At 64.4% G+C, this 24213-nt stretch carries 25 protein-coding genes and 1 pseudogene; 13 read left to right on the forward strand and 13 right to left on the reverse strand.

Annotated features, from left to right (window positions below):
• The first annotated feature begins 108 nt into the window (after positions 1-108).
• Positions 109-861: an SDR family NAD(P)-dependent oxidoreductase gene (locus NLY33_RS10270; protein WP_023669777.1), complete on the forward strand. Its 753-nt coding sequence runs from the start codon at positions 109-111 to the stop codon at positions 859-861.
• A 15-nt stretch (positions 862-876) separates the two neighbouring features.
• Here the strand turns inward: NLY33_RS10270 and NLY33_RS10275 are convergent, their stop codons facing one another.
• Complete coding sequence (locus NLY33_RS10275; RefSeq protein WP_023704217.1) at positions 877-1797, reverse strand: zinc-binding dehydrogenase; 921 nt, start codon at positions 1795-1797, stop codon at positions 877-879.
• A 111-nt stretch (positions 1798-1908) separates the two neighbouring features.
• Here NLY33_RS10275 and NLY33_RS10280 point away from each other — a divergent pair, with 111 nt between their 5' ends.
• Positions 1909-2718, forward strand: a complete 810-nt coding sequence (locus tag NLY33_RS10280; protein ID WP_023704216.1) for an AraC family transcriptional regulator — start codon at positions 1909-1911, stop codon at positions 2716-2718.
• 21 nt (positions 2719-2739) lie between these two features.
• Here NLY33_RS10280 and NLY33_RS10285 read toward each other — a convergent pair whose 3' ends face one another.
• The 3 genes from NLY33_RS10285 to NLY33_RS10295 all read right to left on the reverse strand — a co-directional run bounded on the left by NLY33_RS10285 (position 2740) and on the right by NLY33_RS10295 (position 5587).
• On the reverse strand, positions 2740-4530 hold the full coding sequence (locus NLY33_RS10285) for a cation:proton antiporter domain-containing protein (RefSeq protein ID WP_023704215.1): 1791 nt from the start codon (positions 4528-4530) through the stop codon (positions 2740-2742).
• A gap of 187 nt (positions 4531-4717) precedes the next feature.
• Positions 4718-5167: a baeRF12 domain-containing protein gene (locus NLY33_RS10290; RefSeq protein ID WP_023704214.1), complete on the reverse strand. Its 450-nt coding sequence runs from the start codon at positions 5165-5167 to the stop codon at positions 4718-4720.
• A gap of 165 nt (positions 5168-5332) precedes the next feature.
• Positions 5333-5587: a hypothetical protein gene (locus NLY33_RS10295; RefSeq protein ID WP_155923307.1), complete on the reverse strand. Its 255-nt coding sequence runs from the start codon at positions 5585-5587 to the stop codon at positions 5333-5335.
• Here NLY33_RS10295 and cysG point away from each other — a divergent pair.
• The 5 genes from cysG to NLY33_RS10320 all read left to right on the forward strand — a co-directional run bounded on the left by cysG (position 5586) and on the right by NLY33_RS10320 (position 10423).
• A complete protein-coding gene (cysG, locus tag NLY33_RS10300) occupies positions 5586-7037 on the forward strand; it encodes a siroheme synthase CysG (protein ID WP_023704213.1) in 1452 nt (483 codons plus the stop codon). The genes NLY33_RS10295 and cysG overlap by 2 nt on opposite strands.
• Positions 7034-7327, forward strand: a complete 294-nt coding sequence (locus NLY33_RS10305; protein ID WP_023669771.1) for a DUF2849 domain-containing protein — start codon at positions 7034-7036, stop codon at positions 7325-7327. Before cysG ends, NLY33_RS10305 begins: the two co-directional genes overlap by 4 nt.
• 35 nt (positions 7328-7362) lie before the next feature.
• The gene (locus NLY33_RS10310) at positions 7363-9033 is read left to right on the forward strand and encodes a nitrite/sulfite reductase (protein WP_023704212.1); all 1671 of its coding nucleotides are present in this window, start codon (positions 7363-7365) and stop codon (positions 9031-9033) included.
• On the forward strand, positions 9008-9772 hold the full coding sequence (locus NLY33_RS10315) for a phosphoadenylyl-sulfate reductase (RefSeq protein WP_023704211.1): 765 nt from the start codon (positions 9008-9010) through the stop codon (positions 9770-9772). Before NLY33_RS10310 ends, NLY33_RS10315 begins: the two co-directional genes overlap by 26 nt.
• A gap of 117 nt (positions 9773-9889) precedes the next feature.
• Positions 9890-10423, forward strand: coding sequence for a DUF934 domain-containing protein (locus tag NLY33_RS10320; protein WP_023669768.1), 534 nt, complete (start codon positions 9890-9892; stop codon positions 10421-10423).
• A gap of 317 nt (positions 10424-10740) precedes the next feature.
• Here the strand turns inward: NLY33_RS10320 and NLY33_RS10325 are convergent, their stop codons facing one another.
• A complete protein-coding gene (locus NLY33_RS10325) occupies positions 10741-11763 on the reverse strand; it encodes a fatty acid desaturase (RefSeq protein WP_023669767.1) in 1023 nt (340 codons plus the stop codon).
• Positions 11764-11847: 84 nt separating this feature from the next.
• A complete protein-coding gene (locus NLY33_RS10330; protein ID WP_023669766.1) occupies positions 11848-12048 on the reverse strand; it encodes a hypothetical protein in 201 nt (66 codons plus the stop codon).
• A 259-nt stretch (positions 12049-12307) separates the two neighbouring features.
• On the opposite strand from NLY33_RS10330, the gene grpE reads away from it, so the two are divergent.
• Together grpE and NLY33_RS10340 are read left to right on the forward strand one after the other, a co-directional pair.
• Positions 12308-12937, forward strand: a complete 630-nt coding sequence (grpE, locus tag NLY33_RS10335; protein ID WP_023691975.1) for a nucleotide exchange factor GrpE — start codon at positions 12308-12310, stop codon at positions 12935-12937.
• Positions 12938-13054: 117 nt separating this feature from the next.
• The gene (locus tag NLY33_RS10340; RefSeq protein ID WP_023683056.1) at positions 13055-13687 is read left to right on the forward strand and encodes a trimeric intracellular cation channel family protein; all 633 of its coding nucleotides are present in this window, start codon (positions 13055-13057) and stop codon (positions 13685-13687) included.
• A 128-nt stretch (positions 13688-13815) separates the two neighbouring features.
• Here NLY33_RS10340 and olsB read toward each other — a convergent pair whose 3' ends face one another.
• The 6 genes from olsB to NLY33_RS10370 form a co-directional block, all read right to left on the reverse strand.
• Positions 13816-14691, reverse strand: a complete 876-nt coding sequence (olsB, locus tag NLY33_RS10345; RefSeq protein WP_023683057.1) for a l-ornithine N(alpha)-acyltransferase — start codon at positions 14689-14691, stop codon at positions 13816-13818.
• 276 nt (positions 14692-14967) lie between these two features.
• The gene (locus NLY33_RS10350) at positions 14968-17256 is read right to left on the reverse strand and encodes a response regulator (protein WP_023698195.1); all 2289 of its coding nucleotides are present in this window, start codon (positions 17254-17256) and stop codon (positions 14968-14970) included.
• Between the two features lie 142 nt (positions 17257-17398).
• Positions 17399-18388 (reverse strand): acrylyl-CoA reductase (NADPH), encoded by a 990-nt coding sequence (gene acuI / locus NLY33_RS10355; RefSeq protein WP_023704210.1) that lies wholly within the window; start codon positions 18386-18388, stop codon positions 17399-17401.
• A 105-nt stretch (positions 18389-18493) separates the two neighbouring features.
• Positions 18494-18982, reverse strand: a complete 489-nt coding sequence (gene lspA / locus NLY33_RS10360) for a signal peptidase II (RefSeq protein WP_023683060.1) — start codon at positions 18980-18982, stop codon at positions 18494-18496.
• Positions 18979-19836: a TrmH family RNA methyltransferase gene (locus tag NLY33_RS10365; RefSeq protein WP_023704209.1), complete on the reverse strand. Its 858-nt coding sequence runs from the start codon at positions 19834-19836 to the stop codon at positions 18979-18981. Before NLY33_RS10365 ends, lspA begins: the two co-directional genes overlap by 4 nt.
• Before the next feature lie 18 nt (positions 19837-19854).
• Positions 19855-20937, reverse strand: a complete 1083-nt coding sequence (locus tag NLY33_RS10370; protein WP_023704208.1) for an RsmD family RNA methyltransferase — start codon at positions 20935-20937, stop codon at positions 19855-19857.
• Positions 20938-21064: 127 nt separating this feature from the next.
• Here NLY33_RS10370 and NLY33_RS10375 point away from each other — a divergent pair.
• From NLY33_RS10375 to NLY33_RS10390, 4 genes and pseudogenes are all read left to right on the forward strand, one after another.
• Positions 21065-21762 (forward strand): annotated as a pseudogene (locus tag NLY33_RS10375) (helix-turn-helix transcriptional regulator).
• A 91-nt stretch (positions 21763-21853) separates the two neighbouring features.
• Positions 21854-22264: a VOC family protein gene (locus NLY33_RS10380; RefSeq protein WP_023698200.1), complete on the forward strand. Its 411-nt coding sequence runs from the start codon at positions 21854-21856 to the stop codon at positions 22262-22264.
• Positions 22261-22695 (forward strand): EVE domain-containing protein, encoded by a 435-nt coding sequence (locus NLY33_RS10385; RefSeq protein WP_023704207.1) that lies wholly within the window; start codon positions 22261-22263, stop codon positions 22693-22695. Before NLY33_RS10380 ends, NLY33_RS10385 begins: the two co-directional genes overlap by 4 nt.
• A gap of 120 nt (positions 22696-22815) precedes the next feature.
• Positions 22816-23238 (forward strand): VOC family protein, encoded by a 423-nt coding sequence (locus tag NLY33_RS10390; protein ID WP_023704206.1) that lies wholly within the window; start codon positions 22816-22818, stop codon positions 23236-23238.
• Here NLY33_RS10390 and lhpI read toward each other — a convergent pair.
• Complete coding sequence (gene lhpI, locus NLY33_RS10395) at positions 23228-24193, reverse strand: bifunctional Delta(1)-pyrroline-2-carboxylate/Delta(1)-piperideine-2-carboxylate reductase (protein ID WP_023704205.1); 966 nt, start codon at positions 24191-24193, stop codon at positions 23228-23230. The genes NLY33_RS10390 and lhpI overlap by 11 nt on opposite strands.
• Positions 24194-24213 lie beyond the last annotated feature (20 nt).

The raw sequence follows: 24213 nt of genomic DNA on the forward strand, positions 1-24213 counted from the left end.
AACCAATGGCGAGCTGGCAATCCGTTCCTCATATGAGAGCTGCGGTGACAATTCGGCCTCTCGCCACCTCCGCGGCATTCGGCTACATCTCCGGCCGGAGTGACAGACATGGCTGAGACCGACACCAGAAAAACCATCGTGCTGACCGGAGCCAGCCGCGGCATCGGACATGCTACGGTCAAGCGCTTTTCGCGTGAGGGTTGGCGCGTCATCACCTGTTCGCGCCAGGCCTTTGCCGAGGATTGTCCGTGGCCGGCCGGTCCGGAAGATCACATCAAGGTCGATCTCGCCGACCAGGAAGATGTCGGCATCGCCGTCTCGGAGATCCGTCACCGGCTCGAGGCGCATGGCGGCCAGTTGCACGCTCTGGTCAACAATGCCGGCATCTCGCCAAAGCTCAAGGACGGCAACAGCCGGATGGATTCGATCGACACGCCGATGCATGTCTGGCGCGATGTGTTCCAGGTGAATTTCTTCGCGCCGATCATGCTGGCGCGTGGCCTCTTCAAGGAGCTTGCTGCAGCGAAAGGCTCGATCGTCAACGTCACCTCGATCGCCGGCACGCGCGTGCATCCTTTCGCCGGCACCGCCTATGCGACCTCGAAGGCGGCGCTCGGCTCGCTGACGCGCGAGATGGCGCATGATTTCGGCCCGCACGGCATCCGCGTCAATGCGATTGCGCCGGGCGAGATCGACACCGCGATCCTGTCGCCGGGCACCGACAAGATCGTGGAGACGATCCCACTCAGGCGCCTTGGCGCCACCTCGGAAGTCGCCGACATCATCTTCTTCCTGTGCTCGCAGCAGGCGTCCTATGTGACGGGCTCGGAAATCCACATCAATGGCGGCCAGCACGTCTGAGCGCTGACAGACTGCTCATTCGGCGATGGTGAGAACAGCCTTGCCGCTGAAGCTGCGCTGCCGCAAGGCGTCCAGGGCCTGGGCGATGTCTGTCCACGGCACGGTCATGGACACGCGGGTTTCCAGCTGGCCGGCCGCGACCAGAGCGAGCAGCGAGGCGATGTCCGCGCCAATGGCTGGACCGGATGTGTAGTAGGCGAAAGTCTGAAGCCCCGCTCCCTCATGGCCCGGAACGAATTGTCTGAAGCCAACCGGCGTGAGTTCGCCGCTGCTCGAACCGAACATGACGATGGTGCCGCGGGGGGCGACGCGTTCGATGGCATGGGCGAGGCTTTGGCCGCCGACCGACTCGGTGATCAGAGAGAATGGCCCTTCGGCCAGTTCGATCGACTCGACGACCTCGTGAGCACCAAGACCGCGGAGATCCTCGGCGTGCCGGGCGGCGGCGATTGCAGTCACCGCGGCGCCTTGCTCGCGGGCGAGCTGGATCTGGAAACGGCCGACCGCACCGCTCGCGCCGGTGATCAGGACCTGCTGTCCCGCGAGGTCGCCGCCATGGCGCAAGACCCTTAGGGCCGTCGTGCCCGCCACGGGAAGCGTGGCGGCGGAAACGAAGCTGACCTCGTCCGGGATGACGGCGAGGCGGTCGGTCGGAACGGCGACCTGTTCGGCCCAGCCGGCCTCGTCGACCAAAGCCACAACCCGGGCGCCGACGGCAGGCCCGGAGCCATCGGCTGCCGCCCGCTTGATCACTCCAACCACGTCCTGGCCAGGTATCCAGCCTTCCGGGCGTATGGTGAGCAGGCGCAATTCACCGCGGTTCAACGAGGTTGCGTGGACGCAGACAAGCGCTTCGTTGGGGAGGGGCCGAGGGTCCTCGACCTCGGCGAGACTGATCCGGGTGATGCTCTCGGGAGAGATGACAAGCGCGCGCATGGGAAGCCTTCCTGCCGGTTTGTGACATGCCAGCCACGAACCAGAGTCTATCGACTCCCCGCATCAAAGAATTTAGCTATCACGGCGAATAGTTGCTAAAAGCCATCAATCATGAGACAGCCGCTCCGCTACCCCTGGGTCAATTTCGATGTCGATGATGTGCAGGCACCTGCGATTGCCGTGCGCGTCGACGTTACCGAAACCAAAGCGGAAGTGGCTGCCCATTGGCATCGGAAGGGCCAGCTCGTCTTCGCGCTCGGCGGTGGCGTCACCTGCCGCGTGCCCAGCGGTCTGTGGATGGTGCCGCCGCATTGCGGTGTGTGGATTCCCGGCAGTATGGAACACAGCAACATCGCGACGGCCAATGCGCGGATCTTCTTCGTCTATATCGAGCCGGGAGCCGCCGATCTGCCGGACCGGTGCTGCACGCTGTCGATCTCGCCATTGTTGCGCGAACTGATCATCGAGCTGGCCGATCGCGTGGAGGAGGATGAGGCGAGGGACGGGCTCTTGACCACGATCCTGCTTTCGGAACTGCCGCGCATGCCGGTCCAGCAGCTGCATCTGCCGATCTCCGCCGAGCCGCGCTTGCGGCGGATCGCCGATGCGTTGGCGCAAGACCCTGCCGACCGCAGCACGCTTGCAGAGTGGGCCAGTCGCGTCGCGCTCTCAGAAAGCAGTCTCGCCCGTCTTGTGGTGAAGCAGACCGGCCTGAGCTTCGGCCGCTGGCGCCAGCAATTGCATCTGATCGTCGCCATAAGGGAGCTGGCCTCGGGTGCGAGTGTCCAGCAGGTTTCGGGCGATCTCGGTTACGGCTCCGTCACCGCCTTCATCACCATGTTCAAGAAGGCGCTTGGCAAGCCGCCGGCAAAGTATCTCGCCAGCGTCGCGCACAATGGCGGCTCCGCCTTCGTTGGATGATCGATGCGCCTGTGGCAAGCCTCAGGCCGGAGAGGGTTCAATGGCTTCGGGGCGCGGCATTGGCTTTGGCCCCAGCACTTCTTCGACAATGCCGCGGGCGATTTCGCGTTCACCCATGATGACGGTGTCGGCGCCGAGCCCCTTCAGGTGCTCGACCTCGGCATCGGAATGGGCTCGCGCGATGACGTTGATGCCGGGGTTGGCGGCGCGTGCCCTGAGTACGATCTGCCCGGCCTCGAAGGCGTTGGGTATGGCAAGGATCAATCGCCTGGCGCCCTGCGGATTCGCGGCGGCGAATACACCTGCATTGGCCGCGTTGCCGGAGACGATTTCGGCGCCGTCGTCTCTGAGCCTCGCCAGCGTCTTGTCGGCGTCCTCGATGACCAGGAAGGGCAGCGATGCCTGTTTCAGCGCCGCACCGACCAGGCTGCCGACGCGGCCGTAGCCGATCAGGATGGTGTGGCCCGAAAGCGTTGTGCGTGGCGGTGGGCCATTCTCTTTTGCCGCGGCGGCCACCGAGGCCACTTGTCCGGGCTGCGTCGCCGGGCCGACCGGCTTGGCCTCTTCCGGTGGTGCTGCCTTGGCGGCGCGCGCGTCCAGCCACGGCTTCATCCAGTCGAGGGCAAGGAACATCAGCGGATTGACCAGGATCGACAGGATGGCGCCTGCCAGGATCAGGTCGCGTCCCTGTTCGGGCAACAGTTTCAGCCCGACGCCGAGCTCGGCCAGGATGAAGGAGAATTCGCCGATCTGCGCGAGGCTGGCCGAGATCATCAAGGCGGTTCCCAGCGGATAGCGGAAGGCGATGACGATGACGAAGGCGGCCAGCGACTTGCCGATGACGATGATGGCCAGCGTCGCCAGGATCGGCCAGCCATTGCTCATCAGGCTGAACGGATCGAACAGCATGCCGACCGAGACGAAGAACAGCACCGAGAAGGCGTCGCGCAGCGGCAGCGATTCCTCCGCTGCGCGGTGGCTGAGTTCGGATTCGCTCATGATCATGCCGGCGAAGAAGGCGCCAAGCGCCAGCGAGACGCCGAACAGTTTGGCGGCGCCGTATGCGACGCCGAGCGCGATCGCCAGCACCGCCAGCCGGAACAGTTCGCGCGAGCCGGTATGAGCGACATAGTGCAGGATCCACGGAATGACCCGGCGGCCGACCACCAGCATGACGACGACGAAGGCGACGACCTTGGCCAGCGTGAGCCCGACGACACCCCAGATGCCGTAGCTGGCCGGCAGCGACAAAAGGCTCGCATGGTCATCGACCTGCGGCTGGCCGCCGAGCACGCCGGCCAACGCCGGCAAAAGCACCAGCGCCAGCACCATGGCGAGGTCCTCGACGATCAGCCAGCCGACGGCGATGCGGCCGCGCTCGGTCTCGATCAGCCGTCGCTCCTGCAACGCGCGCAACAGCACCACTGTGGACGCGACGGAAAGCGCCAGACCGAAGACTAGGCCGGCGCCCATCGACCAGCCGAGCATCCAGGCAAGGCCGGCGCCCAGCGCGGTGGCAAAGCCGATCTGGACAATGGCGCCGGGTACGGCGATGGCGCGGACGGAGAGAAGATCCTTCAGCGAGAAATGCAGGCCGACGCCGAACATGAGCAGGATGACGCCGATTTCGGCCAGCTCATTGGCAAGGCCGGCATCGGCGACGAAGCCGGGCGTGTTCGGCCCAACCAGCACGCCGGCGACGAGGTAGCCGACCAGCGGTGGGATGCGAAAACGGTTGGCGAGCGCCCCGAAGATGAATGCCAGCCCCAGACCGGCGACGATGGTGGCGATAAGGGGCGTGTCATGCGGCATTGTCTATGGAGCGCCTTTCGGGAAATGTCGGGTGTGCGCCGCCCGAAGCCGCCGCCTTTTTCAATATGGTGGAGGGGGTGCGGGCGACGCAACCCGCAAGACGTAAATTGGTGGCCAGAGGCACCGAAAACGAAAGGCACGCGCAGCAAAACCGCTGCGCGCGCCAATAGCGAATTATCGATGAGCGTCACGCCGCCTGCAGCATGGCCTCGATGTCGATCAGCGGGCGGTTGGTCAGTGTCTTTGGGATCTCCGCCTGCACCTTGTCAGTGACTTCCTTGTGCAATTTCTTGCGCATGGTGCCGAGCACCAGCGGCGGCGCGACCAGCACGATGTCGTCGAAGATGCCGTGATGGGCGAGCTTGTAGAGCCGGTCCGCAATCTCTTCGGCAAAGCGTTCCTTGCCCTGCCGGTGCCAGTCGGTTTCCTCAACCGCGCTGCGATGCACAGAGGGGCCGTCATTGTAGCGGCCGGGACTGTCGCTGCCTTGTTCGCGCGTTGCCGGATTGTCCTGGTTCATCTCCTGGAAGAGCTGCAGGTGCGGATAGAGATTGTCGCCCTCGTTCTTCAGGAACAGCGCTTTCTCGCCATCGGCCACCATGACCAGAAGGCCATGTTTCAGGTTGATCTTGCTCATTTGCGGGCTCCTGTTTGAAGGTTCAAATCCAGCCGACGATTGTCTGTTACGGCAGGGGCAGAACGCGTGGCGAAGCGGGAACGTTCCACTTCGTTCGCCGAGATCGCACGCAGCCATATCCAGCCCGATCTAACGTCCATCGGAGCAATGTCCGAGGTGACGGCTTTAATCTACTAAATTAGTAGAATTTAGAAAAAACAATTTTGCAGCTTGGCCGCCTGCCGGATAAAAGAGCCGCAGAACAAGGCCTGCGGCAGCAGCTTGAATCCGCCTGATATGCGGATGTGGAATATTTTTCTCTTGGCCCTTTGGCTTGCGGAAAACCGATTGCCTCCCGTCAGGGGATGCGCGAGTGGGTTCCTTCAGCTTTTTCGCGTCCGCGCCTAAAACTGCCGAATTGTTCCGGAATCTGTTCGTCATGCCGCACACCAATCCCAAGCTCACCGCGTTCCCGGTCTTCATGCGGGTCGAAGGCGAAGCCGTGGCCATCGTCGGCGGCGGAGGCGAAGCGTTGGCCAAGGCGCGGCTACTTGATCAGTCGAGTGCTGTGCTTCGCATCATTGCCGATGTTGCCGACGCCGAATTGCTGAGCTTCATCGCCACGACCGGCGCCATCCGTATCGACGCCCCCTACGACGCCGCGCATCTCGAAGGCGCGGTCCTGGTGTTTGCCGCCAGCGGCGACGAGACGCTCGACCGCCGCGTCGCCCACGATGCGCGCCGCCTTGGCATTCCGGTCAATGCCGTCGACCGGCCGGAGCTATGCGATTTCTTCACCCCGGCGCTGGTCAACCGCGCCCCGGTCGCCATCGCCATCGGCACGGAAGGCGCGGGTCCGGTGCTGGCGCAGATGCTGCGCAGCCGCATCGACCGCATGCTGTCGCCGTCGCTCGGGCCGCTGGCAGCGCTTGCCGCCTCGTTCCGGGGTGCCGCCGAAAAGCTGCTGCCGAAAGGCAACGCCCGCCGCCAGTTCTGGAGCAGTTTTTTCCAGGGTGCACCGGCGCGCGCCGTCGAAGCCGGCGAGCTTTCGCAGGCGCATGACGCCGCCGCCGATCTGTTGCTGTCGAAGGCTCCGGCTTCGGGCCATATCGCGTTGGTTGGCGCCGGGCCAGGTGCTGAGGATCTTCTGACGCTGCGCGCGCATCGGCTTTTGATGGAAGCCGACGTCATCGTCTATGACGCGCTGGTGCCGGAGGCGATCGTCGCCATGGGCCGCCGCGACGCCGAGCGGCTGCCGGTCGGAAAACGCAAGGGATGCCACACCAAGAGCCAGGCCGAGATCAATGCGCTGCTGGTCGATCTCGGCAGGCAGGGCAAGCGCGTCGTGCGGCTGAAGTCGGGCGACCCGCTCGTGTTCGGCCGCGCCGGCGAGGAGATGGCCGCACTGCGCGATGCCGGCATCGCCTATGATGTCGTCCCCGGCGTCACCGCCGCCTTTGCCGCCGCCGCCGACTTCGAGCTGCCGCTGACGCTGCGCGGCGTCTCCTCGTCGATGGTGTTCACCACCGGCCATGATCTGAAGGGCAATTCGCTGCCGGATTGGGCCAAGCTCGCCATTTCCGGCGCCACCGTCGCCGTCTATATGGGCCGCTCGGTCGCCGCCGAAGTCGCCGGACGACTGATCGAGGCCGGCCTGTCGCCGGACACGGCGGTTGCCGTGGTCGAGAATGCCAGCTTGCAGAACCGCCGCCGTTTCCACGGCACACTGGCCGATTTGCCGTCGCTGGAAGAGCGCGCCGATCTGGCCGGTCCGGTGATGACCATCATCGGCGACGCGGTTGCCGGCGCCAACTTTGAACGTTCCGAGCCGCTCGCGGCCCATAACTATGAGGGCGCCGCCAACGCGGCCGACGCAGAGGTCGAGCCATGAAGATACTGACCGCAAACCGCCTCTCCGACGGCATCGCCGTCTGGTACGCCGATGGCGGCTGGGCCGAGACGGTCGACCATGCCGACCTTGCCCATGACCAAGCGGCAGAGGACAGGCTGGAAGCAATCGGCGCCAAGGCCAACGCCAACAATCAGGTTGTCGACGTCAATCTGATCGACGTTGAAGTCATCAATGGCGTCGTCGTGCCGGTACGCTTGCGCGAAAAGATCCGCGCCGCCGGCCCGACCATCCGGGAAGATCTGGGCAAGCAGGCTGCGCGGGCAGCGTAACAAAATACGGGCGGACGCGCCCTGAAAGACGAAACATGTACCGCTACGATGAGTTCGACCACGATTTTGTCCAGGCCCGCGTCGCCGAGTTCAGCGACCAGGTCGAACGCCGGCTGTCCGGCGAGATCACCGAGGATCAGTTCCGGCCGCTGCGGCTGATGAACGGCGTCTACCTGCAGCTGCACGCCTACATGCTGCGCATCGCGGTGCCCTATGGCACGCTGAACAGCGCCCAGTTGCGCATGCTCGGCCACATCGCGCGCAAATACGACAAGGGCTACGGCCATTTCACCACGCGCCAGAACATCCAGTTCAACTGGCCGGCGCTGTCCGACATTCCGGCGATCCTGGCCGATCTCGCCAGCGTCGAGATGCATGCCATCCAGACCAGCGGCAATTGCATCCGCAACGTCACCGCCGATCATTTTGCCGGCGCCGCCGCCGACGAGGTCGCTGATCCGCGCCCCTATGCCGAGATCCTGCGGCAATGGTCGTCTGTGCATCCGGAATTCTCGTTCCTGCCGCGCAAGTTCAAGATCGCGGTGACCGGGGCCGAGCGCGACCGCGCCGCCATCCAGACGCATGATATCGGTCTGCATCTGAAGAAGGACGCCACCGGCGAGCTCGGCTTTGCCGTCTATGTCGGTGGCGGCCAGGGCCGCACGCCGATGGTGGCGCGCAAGATCCGCGACTTCCTGCCGGAAGCCGACCTGCTGTCCTACTGCACCGCGATCCTGCGCGTGTACAACCTCTATGGCCGCCGCGACAACAAGTACAAGGCGCGCATCAAGATCCTCGTCCACGAGACCGGCGTCGAGGAAATCACCCGCCAGGTCGAGGCCGAATGGCAGGAGCTGAAGGACGCCGAGCTGAAGCTGCCGGAAGCCGACATCCGTGCCATCGACGCCTATTTCGCGCCGCCGGCACTGACCGCCCGGCCGGAAGGCGACGCGGCGATCAAGCTGGCGCGGCTCGATTCCAAAAGCTTCTCGGATTGGCTCGACCAGAATGTCGTGACGCATCGCCATCCCGACTATGCCGCGGTGACGATCTCGCTGAAAGGCATCGGCGAGGTGCCGGGCGATGCCACCGACAGCCAGATGGAAGCGGTCGCCGACATCGCCGAGAAATACGCGTTCGACGAACTGCGCGTCAGCCATGAGCAGAACCTGATCCTGCCGCATGTGGCGCGCGCCGATCTCAAGGCTGTCTATGATGCGCTGGTCGATATTGGTCTGGCGACGGCCAATTCCAACCTGATCAGCGATATCATCGCGTGCCCTGGCCTCGACTATTGCGCGCTGGCGACGGCGCGCTCGATCCCGATCGCGCAGGAGATTTCGCTTCGCTTCGCCTCGCTCGAGCGGCAGCGTGAGATCGGCGAATTGAAGCTCAAGATTTCCGGCTGCATCAATGCCTGCGGCCACCACCATGTCGGCCATATCGGTATCCTCGGCGTCGAGAAGAAGGGCTCCGAGCTCTACCAGGTGACGCTTGGCGGATCGGCCGACGAGAACACCTCGGTTGGCGAAATCATCGGCCGCGGCTTCTCTTCGGAAGAGATCACCGACGCCATCGAGCAGATCGTCGACACCTATCTCGGCCTTCGGCTCGGTCCCAGTGAACGTTTTATCGACGCCTACCGCCGTGTCGGTCCCGCGCCGTTCAAGGAGGCGCTCTATGCTGGCGAAACCAAGGCCGCTTGACCGCATCGTCGACGTCGACGACAGCATCGCCGCCAAAGCGGCGGGCTTCGACGCGCTGTATGGACATCTGAGCCCGCTCGACATCATCGAACGCGCGGCGAGCGAATTGTTTCATGACGAGATCGCCGCCGTGTCGTCCTTCGGCGCGGATTCCGCCGTCCTGCTGCATATGATCGCCAAGGTCGACCGCACGCTGCCGGTCATCTTCCTGGACACCGGCAAGCATTTCGAAGAGACGCTGGGCTATCGCGATGCGCTGGTCGCCGATTTCGGGCTGACCAACATCAGGGTGATCAAGCCCGAAGACGCGGCGCTCGAGCGGGTCGATCCGACGGGCAATCTGCACCAGAGCAATACCGATGCCTGCTGCGACGTGCGCAAGGTCGAGCCGCTGGCGCGCGGCGTCGCCCCCTTCCGCGCCTGGCTGACCGGCCGGAAGCGCTTCCAGGCGGCGACGCGAGCCGCGCTGCCGGTGTTCGAGGCGGTCGGCCCGCGCGTACGCGTCAATCCGCTGGCGCACTGGACGACATCCGACCAGGCCGACTACATGCGCGCGCATGCGCTGCGCAAAAATCCGCTGGTTGCGTACGGCTATCTGTCGATCGGCTGCTTCCCGTGCACGCAGCCGGTGCAGCCGGGAGAGGATGCGCGCAGCGGCCGCTGGGCCGGTCATGCCAAGACCGAGTGCGGCATCCATCTGTCGGGACTGGAAGTGTCGCTGACCGACGCATCCCTTTAAGCTATGGTGATATTCAGGTGAGGCTGGCCTGCAACGGCGGCTTCCGCTCGGAGGCCGCCGGTTTCGTGTGGACCGGCTTTCGCGGACTTTCGATTTTTAGGGCTTTAGGAATTTTCTATGACTGAACAGACCACAGCGGAGACCCGCCTCTGGACCCGGACGGGTTTTCGCGAAGACGAGTGGACACATGCCGAAAGTGCGGATGCACTGGCGGGCAATGGCCGCTTCATCCTGCCGTTGCAGGCATTTCTCGGCCTCGATGCCGAGGTGCGGCGCTCGGCCAAGGAGCGGCTGGGCGTCGCATTGCTGCCGGGCGACCAGCTGGAAAAGATCGTGGATCTGCTCGACCAGCTGTCGCTGGTGGCGCTGGCCTTTCCGGCCTTCAGCGACGGCCGCTCGTTTTCCAAGGGCGAATTGCTGCGCAGCCGCTACGATTTCGAGGGCGCGGTCCGCGCCACGGGCCAGGTGCTCGTCGACCAGCTGCCGCATATGCTGCGCCTCGGCTTCGACGAGTTCGAGATCTCCAACCCGGTTCTGCTGAAGCGCCTCGAAGAAGGCCGCACAGGCGGGCTGGGCCTTTACTATCAGCCGACCGAAGCGTCGGAGCCGAAGGGGCCGAAATACTCCTGGCGGCGCGTTCGCAACAGCTGACGCGACGGTAATTCCGCCTGTCTTTACAGACTGTGATCGGGCCTTCTCCTGGCTGTCCGGACGGAAATATCCGCCGGGCGCGAGGGAGGAATCGGCGCTCATCGGCGGCAACACCAATGCACCGTCCATCATGATCGCCGAAAAGGCGCCTGACATGATCAGGGCTGCAAGGTCTGGATGCGCGAGGAGCGCAAGGCTGCCTGAGCCGGTTTTTGGGAGATGCCGCCGCGCCTTCGGTGCGGCGGTTTTTTTCTTTGTCTTACGGAATTCCCAAGCGAAAGCCCGGAAAACCGCCTCACACTTTGCTGGAATTGCTTTTAGGCCAAGGCCCGCGCTTCGCGAAACGAGACCAGCTTGCGGCGGTTCTCGTCCCACAACGCAAGCTTGACGCAGCGCAGGCTGTCGAGGAGCGTGACGCGGCCGATGCCGCGCAGTTCGGGATAGTCGCGCAGCACTTCCTGCAGCCGGTAGCCCGGCACCTTGGCCGAGAGATGGTGCACGTGATGGACGCCGATATTGCCGGTGAACCAGTTCAGCACCGGCGGCAAATCATAATAGGACGAGCCGTGCAGGGCGGCACGCTGGAATTCCCACTCTTCGTCCTTCGCCCATTCCGTCTCCTCGAACTGGTGCTGGACGTAGAACAGCCAGATTCCGGCCGATCCGGCCAGGATCACGATCGGCAAATGGACGATCAGGAAAGCGCCGGGGCCGACCAGCCAGATAAGCAGCGCTGCCGCGACCGCGATGCCGAGATTGGTGGTCATCGACGACACCCAGGGCGTCAGGCCGCCGCGCATCATGCCGACCGGCAGCCTCTGCTCGAAGATGAACAGCCAGATCGGGCCAAGGCCGAACATCACCAGGGGATGGCGGTAGAGACGATAGGCAAGGCGTCCCCGCCAAGACAGCTGCCGGTATTCAGCAACCGTCAACGTCCTGATATCGCCCATGCCGCGCTCGTCAAGATTGCCGGCGCTGGCGTGATGGGTGGCGTGCGCGCGCCGCCAGCAATCGTAAGGGGTCAGCGTCAGCACGCCGAGCGCGCGGCCGATCCAGTCGTCGGCAGTGCGGTTGGCGAAGAAGGAGCCGTGGCCGCAATCGTGCTGGATCATGAAGATCCGCACCAGAAAACCGGCGGCGGGAAGGATCAGGATCAAGCCCCACCAGTGGCCATAGGAATAGGCTGCCGAAGACAGCGCCCACAGCGTAACGAAAGGAATAAGGGTGATGGCGAGTTCAAGAGTGCTGCGTCGCCGGTCGGGCTTCTTGTAGCGCGCCAGGATCTTCAACCAGGCGCGCTTGCTGTTGGCGGCCGTCTCGGGGGAAATCATGTTCATCAGGAAGCATAGGCGGGGCGTCCCGCTGCCGCAAGGAAAAGCTCACGCAAAATTACTGCGCGTAATTGTCGCGCGATAGCATCGCTATTGACGGCGTTGGCCGCCGGCCATGCTGGCTTCTATGCCGTCCAGCCGATCGAGCAGGTCCCGGAAACGGGCGGGAATGTCGGCCTCGGTGCGGAAGGCCGGCAAGGTGCGCAAGAAGCGCGTCGTCGCCTCGGTGCCGAACTGGCGCCTGATGTCGGCGGCGAGCTCTTCGCTTCTGTTGCCAGTATTGCGGTCCATTGTCTCAAATCCTGTGTCGGTGTCAAAACTCCTCCAAGCTTTGAATGGTTCCCCATAGCGGGGTATTGGCAAGCAAAGGCTGCCGTTACGGTAAAGTTTGAATTAATTTTGAACGTCTTTGCGTCCCGCACCAAGTCCGACGGGCAGCCCGCAACATTGCCTGCTGTTGGGCGTCCTCCTGGGCTTACCCCTTGATTTTTGGCCGCCAAACCTCGATATCGGGCGCAAATCCAAACCATTCGAACGACGGGAAATGGCGATGAGCGACCAGACAAAAGACGAACGCGCGCCCGAGGATATCGAAACGGCCGAGGCCGAGCGCACGCAAGGCGGCATCGACGGCGACTATGAAGCGCTGGTGCGGCTGCTGAAGGAAAACGAGGAGCTGAAGGACCGCGCGCTGCGGGTCGCGGCCGAGATGGAGAATCTGCGCCGCCGCACCGCCCGCGACGTGCATGATGCGCGCGCCTATGCGGTGGCCAATTTCGCCCGCGACATGCTGTCGGTGTCGGACAATCTGCGCCGCGCACTCGATGCTATCCCCGCCGAGGCGAAAGCGGCCGGAGATGCCGGCTTCAAGGCGCTGATCGACGGCGTCGAGATCACCGAGCGCGCCATGCTGTCGACGCTGGAACGGCATGGGGTGAAGAAGCTCGAACCGGAAGGTGAGAAGTTCGACCCGAATTTCCACCAGGCAATGTTCGAAGTGCCCAATCCCGATGTGCCGGCCAACACAGTCGTCCAGGTCGTGCAGCCGGGCTATTCGATCGGCGAGCGCGTGCTGCGGCCGGCCATGGTCGGGGTCGCCAAGGGCGGCCCCAAGATCGCGGCCACCGAAGCGCCGGTCGAGCCGGGGCCGGTGAACGAGCAGGCCGAGAAGGATGCGTGAGTAGGATAGGGAATAGGGAATAGGGAATAGGGAATAGGGAATAGGCAGGCGTATCAATCGCGCGGCTTCGTGTTATTCATTCTTTCCCTAATTCCCAATCCCTACTACCTCATGTCCCTGACACCCATCGACCTCCTCGACTATGCTGGCGTCGCCGTCTTTGCCGCGACCGGGGCGTTGGCGGCTTCGCGCAAGCAGCTCGACATCATCGGCTTCCTGTTTCTGGCCAGCGTCACCGGCATTGGCGGCGGCACGCTTCGCGACGTCATCCTCAACCTGCCCGTCTTTTGGGTCGCCAACTCCGGCTATGTGCTGGTTTGCGCGGCGGTTGCGGTGCTGGTCTTCTTCATCGCCCACCGCGTCGAATCCCGCTGGAAATGGCTGCTCTGGCTCGACGCCATCGGATTGGCGGCCTTTTCCGTAATGGGCGCGGCCAAGGGGCTGGCCATCACCGGCTCGCCGGTCGTCTCCGTTGTTATGGGCGTGTTGACCGCCACATTTGGCGGCATCCTGCGCGATCTGCTGGCCGGCGAGCCATCGGTGCTGCTCAGGCCCGAAATCTACGTCACCGCCGCACTCGCGGGCGCCGGCCTCTACACACTTGGCGATCTTGCCGGCCTGCCGCCGCTCGCCTCGGATATTGCCGGCTTCGTCGCGGCTTTCCTGGTGCGCGGCGGCGCGCTGAAATTCGGCTGGACCTTTCCGTCCTACAAGAGCCGCCCGGGACGGCGACCGGAGGATATTCCGTAGGGAGAGGGAATAGGGAATAGGGAATAGGGAATAGGGAATAGGGAATAGGGAATAGGGAATAGGGAATAGGGAATAGTCAGCAATTCGCGGCAGCCTTCACTACTGCCTACTGCCTACTGCCTACTGCCTCACGCCGCAAAGCGCTGCGCTTCCCCGCCATAATAGTTGACGTAGCGGGCGCCGATTTCCTTGACCGGCATCACCACGAACACATCGACGGTGGAGAACTCACGGTCGATGACGCAGCCGTCGCCGATGCGGGCGCCGACGCGCAGATAGCCCTTGACCAACGGCGGCATGGCCGCAATCGCCGCCTTGGCGTTGACCGCCTCGATCGGCATCAGGTCCATCGAGCAATAGCGCCCGGAGACCGCCCGCACATCCCAGGCGGAGTTGGTCCGGCAGTGATGGGCAAGGTAGGTGAGCGCCTCGGCATGCGCAGCCGGCACCGTGCCAGGGAACGAGGCACAACCGGTCATCACGCCGATCTCATAGTGGTTGATGTAGGCCCAGATGCCTTGCCACAGCGCCTCGATGGTGCGCTTCGAGCGGTATTCCGGCAGCACGCAGGAGCGGCCGAGCTCAAGGAAGCGCTGGCCAGGATGGCGGGCGATCAGCTTGGTCAGTTCGAACTCGCCTTCGGAATAGAAGCCGCCGGCGGTCGCGGCAATCTCTTGCCGCAGCAGGCGGTAAGTGCCGACGATGCGGCGATGCTCGGGGCCGGAGATCGAAGTGTCCAGCACGAGGAGATGGTCGCACAGCGGGTCGAAGCGGTCGGCGTCGCGGCGGTCCTGCGCCTGGAACAGGTCCTTCCTGGCGCCAAGCTCGTCATAAAACACCCGGTAGCGCACTTCCTGGGCGGCGGCGATTTCGGCCTCATTGCGGGCAAGCCGCACTTCGAGATTGCCGATACGGCCCAGCGGTGCGCCTGTTGCGACGGCATCGGCGTTCCGCGCGGCGAGCAAAGCGCCGCCTGCGCTGGGCCGAGTGTCACATTCCGGCATAACTGTATGCACGAGTGATTCTCCTTCGAGCCATCCCTCTTGGCACGGGGATACGGTGTAGGTGCAACAGGATTGTGACAGTACCGTGATACGGCGCGACGGGCAATACTTCGTCGGCTGGCGAAAACCCTCATTCGGCTACCTACGTGACGCGAGGATTGCGCCAGCGTCGCCTTGAAGCGCGTCGCGCTGGGACGATTCACGCGACGCGCTTCAAGTCTTTGTTTTGTGCATGTCGTCTTCTCAAAACCGGGGCCACTTTTGAGCGACATGAATTCAGGCGGCCACCTGGCCCTCGACGGCATGGACCAGCGCGTCGGGATCGAGCGGCTTGGTGACAAAGCCGCTGGCGCCATGGGCGAGCACGGTGTGGCGGGTCTTTTCCTGGCTGTCGGCCGAAAGCACCATGATCGGAACCGGCGGCACAGCCATTTCCTCCTCGTGGCGGCGGATGGCGGCGATCGCGTCCAGCCCGTCCATAACCGGCATGTGCAAATCCATCAGCACCACATCGAAGCGATTTTTCAGCCCGGCTTCGGTCACCGCCTCGACCGCGGCCTTGCCATTGCCGACCACTTTCACGCGGTGTCCCGCCTTCAAAAGCGTGGCGCGGGCAAGCATGGCGTTGATGTCGTTGTCTTCGGCGATCAGCACCGACAAACCTTGCTGGCGCCCGCCATGGGCACGAAGCGAGGACGCGCCGGTCTTTTCCGGCTTGGGCGGCGGCAAGGCAGGGGCATGACTGGTCAGCAGCACGCGCAGCAGGGTTTCGCCGCGCACCGGCCTCGCCAGGAAGGTGGCGTAGCCGTTGGTGCGGAATTCGCCAAGCATGCCGCGGTCGGTCGGCGCGATCAGCGTGATCGCCTCGCAATCGGCAAAGCCACTCTGGCGCAGGCGCTTGAGCAGTCTGCCGTCGCCGTCCTCCAGGGCCGCGTCGATCAACAGCACATCGCAATGTTCGGCGAAGGGCGTCGCCTGGGAAGCGGTTGCGGCGACGTCGACGGCGCCGCCATGGGCGCGGATGGTGCGGGCGATGGCGTCCGCCTCGACGGCGTTCTTCGACACGATCACGGCGCGCCGGCCGGCCAGGATGTTCTGCCGGTTCTGCGGTGCTTCGGTTGCTCCTGCGGCCGGGATCTCGAAGACGAATTCCGATCCCTCGCCAAGCCGGCTCGACACCGAAATGGCACCGCCCATGGCGGCGACCAGGCGCCTCGATATGGCCAGACCGAGGCCGGCGCCGCCATGGGTGCGGGTCGAGGTGCCGTCGGACTGTTCGAACTCCTCGAAGATGCGCTCCATATCCTCTTCGCGCAGGCCAGGGCCGGTGTCGGCGACGGTGAAGCAGATGCGGTCGCTGGTCTCGGTGCGGGCCCGTGCAACCGAAACCAGCACGCCGCCGGTGTCGGTGAACTTGATCGCATTGCCGATCAGGTTGAGCAGCACCTGCCTGACTCTTCCCGGATCGGCCATGATCATCTGTGGCACGTCGGGCTCGACATGACAGCCGAGGCCGATGTTCTTGGCGAAGGCTTTCGCCGCCATCAGTTCGATGATGTTGTCGGCAATTTCACGCAACGATGTCGGCTGCGGTTCCGGGTCGAAGCGGCCGGCCTCGATCTTGGAATAGTCGAGCAGGTCTTCGATGAGCGCCAAAAGCGCGCTGGCCGAGGTCGAGACGGCGCCGACATAGGTGCGCTGCTCGGGCGACAGATTGGTGTCGGCCAGTAGCTTGGCCATGCCCATGATGCCGTTCATCGGCGTGCGGATCTCATGGCTGACGGTGGCGAGGAAGCGCGACTTGGCCTGGCTGGCATATTCGGCGCGCTCGCGCGCGGTGATCAACGAGGATTCGGCGCGCTTGCGGGCGGTGATGTCACGGGCAATCGCCCGGTGCGAGACGGCGCCGCTATCCTTGTCGCGCACCGACAGTTCGATCCACGAGAACCAGCGCGGACCGTTCGGCGTGCGGATGGAGACGTCGGTGGAACTCAGGCATTCGTGATCCGAAAAGGCGGCGTCGGGAACGATACCGACATCGATGCCGAGGTCGGCCAGAGTCCTGCCGGCAAGGTCGCGCTGATCGGTTCCGACGAGGCCGGCGAAAACCATGTTGGCATAGACGATGTGGCCGTCGCGGTCGCGGTGGACGACGAGATCGCCGAGCGCATCGATCAGCCCGCGAAAACGCTCCTCGCTCTCCTGCATCTCCCACATGCGGTCGGCCAGCGTCTCGATCTCGGCGCGGCTGCGCGCGGCGGTTTCGTCGAGCAAGGCCGTCGCGCGGTGGACGGTGCGGCGGTTGCGCAGGTGCATGGCGACGCCGGCAACGCCTGTCGCCAGCAGGCCGAGGGTGATGAAGATCGGCGCACCGGTGAGGTGGGAGAGGCCCGCCAGCACGACACTGGCGACCACCGTCAGGAACGGCAGGCCCTCGGACGTGGGGCGCGGCAAATCCGGCGCCAGCGGCGGCGCGGCAACATGCTGCCGCTTGGGCGTCGCCGGGTTCGGCCCGTCGATGCTTTCGGCGCGGCTCTTCTCTTTCCTGGCGGACTCCGCGATCATGCGGAACTCCTTGCCAGATAGAGATTATGGAAAAGCGCGGCGGATCGTTCGAATTTTAGCGGTCATGCATTTTTGGCGGTTTTCCGCATCGCCTGATCTTTTCCGAAACCTGATTCCCTTTCGGGATCATGCTTCGGGAGCCTCACATATCGACAACCACGCGGCCCCTGATCTTGCCCTCGACGATGTCATGGGCGGCGGTGATGATGCCGTCGAAGCCGATGGTCGTCGACAGGCCGGCGAGCTTCTTGAGATCAAGATCGCTGCCGATGCGGCGCCAGGCTTCCAGCCGCACAGCCTTTGGCGCCATCACTGAATCGATGCCGAGCAGCGAGACGCCGCGCAGGATGAACGGGGCGACGCTCGACGGCAGATCCATGCCACTCGCCAGGCCGCAGGCGGCGACCGCGCCGCCATAGGCGGTCATCGACAGCACATTGGCCAGCGTGTGGCTGCCGACGGCATCGATGCCGCCGGCCCAGCGCTCCTTGGCCAGCGGCTTGGCCGGCTGGGAGAGTTCCTCGCGCGAAATCACTTCGGCGGCACCGAGGTCGATCAGATAGGAGCTTTCGGCGTTGCGGCCGGTCGAGGCGATGACGTGATAGCCAAGGCTGGACAGGATCGAGACCGCGACCGACCCAACGCCGCCGGCTGCACCCGTCACCACCACCGGGCCGCGATCCGGCAGGATGCCGTGCCGCTCCAGCGCCATGACGCTGAGCATGGCCGTATAGCCGGCGGTGCCGACCGCCATCGCATCGTGCGCGCTGATGCCGTCGGGCAACGGCACCAGCCAGTCGCCGTTGACGCGCGCGCGCCCGGCATAGGCGCCGAAATGCGTCTCGCCGACGCCCCAGCCATTGAGGATGACCTTGTCGCCCTTGCGCCAGTCGGCATGCGATGAGGAGAGGACGGTTCCGGCGAAATCGATGCCCGGCACCAGCGGCCAGCGGCGGATCACTGGCGCTTTCCCAGTGATGGCCAGCCCGTCCTTGTAGTTGACCGTCGTCGCCTCGACCGCGACAGTTACGTCGCCTTCCATCAGATCGGCTTCGCTGAAATCGACGATCTCGACCGATTGCTTCTTTTCGGCGTCGCGCGAAACGAGGATGGCTTTGAAGGTTTCAGGCATCTCTTCTCCTCGGCTTCGCAAAGGCTGGCGGTCGGCATTGGCTGGCTCTGGCCGAACTGTGCGGCGACCGTCCGGCGAGGTCAATTGGTCAAAAGAGTCGGGCCGTCAGGCTTCTGGGCCTTGCGGCTTGGCCTCGCGCCGCCAGCCGATGAACTCGTCGAAGACGACCAGCGCCGCGCCGACCGAAATGAAGGCATCGGCAAGGTTGAAGACGGCGAAGGACCATACCGGCGTGTGGAATAATATATAGTCGATGACGTGGCCGTAGACGGCGCGGTCGATCAGATTGCCGATCGCGCCGCCGATGATCAGGGCAAAGCCGATGCGGGCCAGCACATGGCCGGAGGGCGTGCGCGTCGCCAGATAAAGCACGAAGGCAACGACCACGACCGCGATGACGACCAGGCCGGTGTCGCCGAAGGACGAGAACATCGAGAAGGCGATGCCGGTATTGTAGGTGCGAAACAGCGCCAGGAATGGCACCAGGTCGAGCTTTTCCTGGAAGACGAGGCCGGTCTCGATCAGATGCTTTATCCACTGGTCGAGCGCGATTGCCACCATCACCAGCAGCGCATAGGGAGACCATGATTTCACGATGTGGCGTCCTCGGGGGCAAGTTTCAGCGCGCCGCGGCGGATCTCGAACAGCATGATTCCGGTGGCGACCGCCAAATTGAGTGAATCGGCGCGGCCGGCCTGCGGAATCCGCAGCAGCCGGTCGCAGCTTTCCGCCAGATTGTCGGGCAGGCCCTGCTGCTCATTGCCCATCATCAAGAGCACCGGTCCTCGGGAGAAATCGACCGAGCGGTAGTCGACCGCACCCTTCAGATGGGTGCCGACCACCAGGCCCGAGAAGCTGTTTCGCCAAGCCAGAAATGCTTCCGCCGTCGCCTTGGTCACCGGCACGGCGAAGATCGAGCCCATGGTGGCGCGCACGGTTTCGACCGAAAACGGATCGGTGGTTTCGCCGACCAGGATGACGCCCTTGGCGCCGACGGCATCGACGGTGCGGATGACGGTGCCGAGATTGCCGGGATCGCGCACCCGGTCGAGCGCCACCCAGACATCGCCGTCGTGAGTGCGGATGTCTCTTAACGGCAGCAGTTTCTGCCGGAAGACGCCGACCACCATTTGCGGATTGTCGCGGCGGGTGATGGCGACCAGCACTTTTTCGGACACTTCCAGCACCGTGCCGCCGGCTGCGACCGTGCGCGCCGCCACCTTTTCGACCGCCGCATTGCCGCGTCCCGCCTTGGCGAAGACCAGCGTCCTGATCGACCAGCCGAGGTCGAGGGCGTCGATGACCAGCTTCAGCCCTTCGGCCATGAAGGCGTTCTGCTGGTCGCGGAATTTCTTCTGGGCGAGCGCCTTGATGTCCTTGATCAGCGGATTGGCAAGGCTGGTGACTTCCTTGACTTGCCCCGGCGCGCCGATGTGCCGTTCGTTCATTCAAATCCCCACGGCATTTCAGGCCACCCAGCGCGAAAACAGCGATGTCGACAGCGCCCGGCCGGCGGATTGCTCGCGGATGATCAGTTCGCCTGATTCAACGGTGCCGCCCATGCCGGCAAAGGTGTCGCGCATCAAGGCATGGATGGCGAAGAAGGAGGCGCGGATGGAATAGGCGGTCAGCACCACGGTGAGCGGTTTCGGCGTCAGGATCGCGCGGCAAAGATCGGTCAGGCCGGGCAGGTCCTCGAACAACTGCCAGACCTCGCCCTTGGGGCCGCGGCCATAGGCGGGCGGGTCGAACAGGATGATGTCGTAGCGGCTGCCGCGGCGCTCTTCGCGCTCGGCGAATTTCACAGCATCGTCGACGATCCAGCGGATCGGCTTGCTGCCGAGACCGGCCATTTCCTGGTTTTCGCGCGCCCAGCCGACCGCCTTCTTGGAGGCATCGACATGGGTGACCTCGGCACCGGCGCGGGCGGCTACGAGAGACGCGAGCCCGGTATAGCCGAACAGGTTCAGCACCTTGACCGGGCGGTTGGCCGCCGCGATCAGGCTGGCCATATGGTCCCAGTGCGAAGCCTGCTCGGGGAAGACGCCGACATGGCGAAACGAGGTGAAGCGGCCGAGATAGTCGATGCCGTCATGCTTCATCGGCCAGGTCTCGCCCAGCGGTACCTTCGGGAACCGCCAGCGGCCGATGCCTTCCTCGTCGGTGTCGCCGGTGAAGATGGCGTCGGCTCGGTCCCAGTCCCTGGCGGGCAAGGCCTTTTGCCAGATCGCCTGTCCCTCGGGCCGCACGATGCGGTAGGGGCCGTATTGTTCGAGCTTCTCGCCGGCACCGCTGTCGAGCAGTGCATAATCCTGATTGGGCGCCACTTCGAGGATCACCGGCAGGCGCTCAGTGGGCAGGATGCCTTCGCGACGCGCCAGGATACGGGGGGCGGGCTTCGGATCAGACCGGTCGTCCGGTTTTGTTTCGTGGCGTTGCTGTCTGGCTTCGGGTCGGATTGGTACGGTCTCCGGCTGCGGCCGCGCATGTTCGGTCCTGCCTTTTGCGGGCGGACGGTTGTCGCGGCGTTTGTCGCGAAAGGACTTCAAGCAGGAGCGTCTCCGGAGGCGGCAGGCCGCTTTTGGCATAGGGTCACCGGCTGCGCAAACAAAATGGTCCAGCGTGCGAATGTCTGAGGTGGTGGACCTCGCTGAGGAAACAGGCAAATCTCGAATCATGTCCCGTTCCGAACGCCTGCTCGACCTGATCCAGATCCTGCGCCGGCATCGCCGGCCGGTGAGCGGTCGCACGCTTGCCGGCGAGATGGACGTTTCGATCCGAACGCTCTACCGCGACATTGCCACGCTGCAGGGGCAAGGCGCGCCGATCGAGGGCGAGGCTGGGCTGGGCTATGTGCTGAAACCCGGCTTCATGCTGCCGCCACTGATGTTCACCGACGAGGAGATCGAGGCCATCGTTCTGGGATCGCGTTGGGTTGCCAGACAACCGGACAAGCGGCTGTCGGCCGCCGCCACCGACGCGCTGGCCAAGATCGCCGCTGTGCTGCCGGATGATCTGCGCGAGGACCTCGATGCGACCGCGCTTTTGGTCGGGCCGCACGGCGATGCTGTCGAAAGCATCGACCTTGGCCTGGTGCGCCAGGCGATCCGCAACGAGAGAAAACTCGGCTTTCTTTACCGCGACGCCGGCGGCGCCGCCTCCGAGCGCTTGATCTGGCCATTCGCGCTCGGCTTTTTCGACAAGGTGCGGGTGGTGGTGGCCTGGTGCGAGACGCGGCAGGATTTCAGACATTTTCGCTCCGACCGGATGTCGGGGCTCAACACCACGGATACCGCTATCCGCGTCGTCGGCAGGCGCTGCTGAAGGAATGGCGCGCGACGCTGGACGCACCGAAGCGCCAGCCTGGCGCTTAATGCTCCTTTCCACGCGCCCACAAGACTCTGCTGCCAGAATCTGACAGTGGGGTCACCTATGCTCCTCCAATCGAAACCCTGGAGAGCAGACATGAACACCCCCAATTTCGTCATCCTTTATGTCGACAGCCCGGAGCGGAGCGGCGCCTTCTACGGTGCGCTGCTGGGACGCCAGCCGGTGGAGACGTCGCCGACCTTCGTGCTGTTCGTGCTCGACAATGGCTTCAAGCTCGGCCTGTGGTCGCGCCACACGGTGGAGCCGTCGGCCGCGGCCGCGGGCGGCGGTGCGGAGCTCGTCTTCGCGTTGGACCGGCCTGATGCGGTGGACGCCGCCTACACGGACTGGGCAGGACGCGGCTTGACCATTCTGCAGACGCCGACCGACATGGACTTCGGCCGCACCTTCGTTGCGCTCGATCCCGACAAGCACCGGCTGCGCGTCTACTGGCTGAACGACGGAGAACAGGCCAATGGGGAACAGGCCAATGGAGAACAGAAATGAGTGCGCACTGGATCGCGGTCGCTTCCGCCGAACATGTCCGGCGCGGCCGCGAGGCCGGCTTCATGCAGGTCAACCACGGCAAGGCGGCACCTTTGCGCCGCATCAAGCCCGGCGACGGTGTGGTCTACTACTCGCCGACCACAATTCTGCGAGAGAAAGACGGCCTGCAGGCCTTCACGGCAATCGGCACGGTGCGCGAAGGCGAGCCTTACCAGGGCGACATGGGCGGTGGCTTCACGCCGTTCCGCAGGGATGTCGAATGGGCAAAGGCCGAGGAAGCGCCGATCAAGCCGCTGCTCGAGCAGCTCGACTTCACCGCGGGCAAATCGAACTGGGGTTATCAACTGCGCTTTGGCCTGTTCGAAATTACCGCGCATGATTTCGCGCTGATCGCCGAGGCGATGGGCGCAAAGGCCATGAAGGCAGGCTGAAGCATCCAGCCGCCGGATCGGCAAGGCAGCGTGACAAGGCTGCTGACACCAAGTTATCAGCAGCCTTGTGCGACAAGCGATTGTCTTCAGATAGCGACGCGCTTGCCCCAGGAGAATAAGATGGACTTCGTCTCGATCCGCATCATTACCGACCAGATCAAGCCCTTGGTGGCATTCTACGAGACGATCACCGGGCTTACCGCAACCTGGTTCACAGACGATTTCGCCGAACTGGCAACGCCGTCCTGCACACTGGCGATCGGCAGCACCCGCACGCTGGCCCTGTTCGGAACTGACGTGGCGCAGCCGGCCGCCAATCGCTCAGCGGTCATCGAGTTTCGCGTCGCCGATGTTGATGCTGAGTACAGCAGGCTGGCGAAAATTATCGGCGATTTCGTACAGACGCCGACGACGATGCCATGGGGTAACCGGTCGCTGCTGCTGCGCGATCCCGATGGCAATCTGGTGAACTTCTTCACCCCGGTCAGCGCGGAAGCGATCAGGAAGTTCGATCGCAGAACCGGCGCAGACGCTACTGCTTGAGCGCGTTGTAGACGGCAATGCCGGCGGCAAGGTCCTCAAGCGCGGCGCCGACCGACTTGAACAGCGTGACCTCAGTGGGGCTCTGCCGGCCCTGTTTTTCCCCGCGCGCCAGCTCATGCAGATCGGCGACGATGGCTTCCGGCTTCAGCACGCCGGAGGCGAGCGGCTGGACGATGTCGCCGGCTTCCTTGGTGGCGCCGGCGCGGGTGTCGACATAGACGCTGGCGCGCGCGATCGCGTCGTCGTCGCTTTCGCGCATGGTCGGCGTGAAGCCGCCGACCAGATCGACATGCGCGCCCGGCTTGAGCAGCGCACCCTTGACCAGCGGCGTCGTCGTGATCGTCGCCGATGAGACGATGTCGGCCTCGGCGAGTTCGGCGTCGAGATCGCTTGCGGCCTCGGCGCTGAAACCGTCCGCGCGCAAATCAGCCGCGACCTTTTCGGCATTGGCGGGCGTGCGGTTCCAGATGCGGATGGTCTTGATCGGCCGCACCGCGGAGTGCGCCTTGGCGAGGAACGGCGACAGCGCGCCGGCGCCGACCACCAGAAGCCGCGATGCGTCCTCGCGGGCGAGATAGGAGGCCGCCACCGCCGAGGCGCAAGCGGTGCGCCACTGTGTCAGCCGTTGGCCGTCGATCAGCGCTTCGGGCTCGCCGGTGGCGCCGTTGAGCAGGAGGTAGAGCCCCATTACCGCCGGTTTGCCGATGGCGTTGTTGTCGGGCGATACGGTGACGATCTTGACGCCGATATGACCCCCGACCGACGTGCCGGCCGCATGGAAGTCGGTCCACGCCGGCATCAAAAGCAGCGTGGATGTGGCACCGTCGGGCCGCTCGACCCCGTGATGATGGCGGACGGGTTGCACAGCACCCTCGCGGAAGGCCGCGCGCAATGTCTCGACCAGCCCGGGAAAGGTCAGCGCCTGGTCGACAGCGTCGGCCGAAATGGTCAGCATGCAAAACTCCGCGAAGATAA

The sequence above is a fragment of the Mesorhizobium sp. C432A genome, assembly GCF_030323145.1.
Classification (GTDB): domain Bacteria; phylum Pseudomonadota; class Alphaproteobacteria; order Rhizobiales; family Rhizobiaceae; genus Mesorhizobium.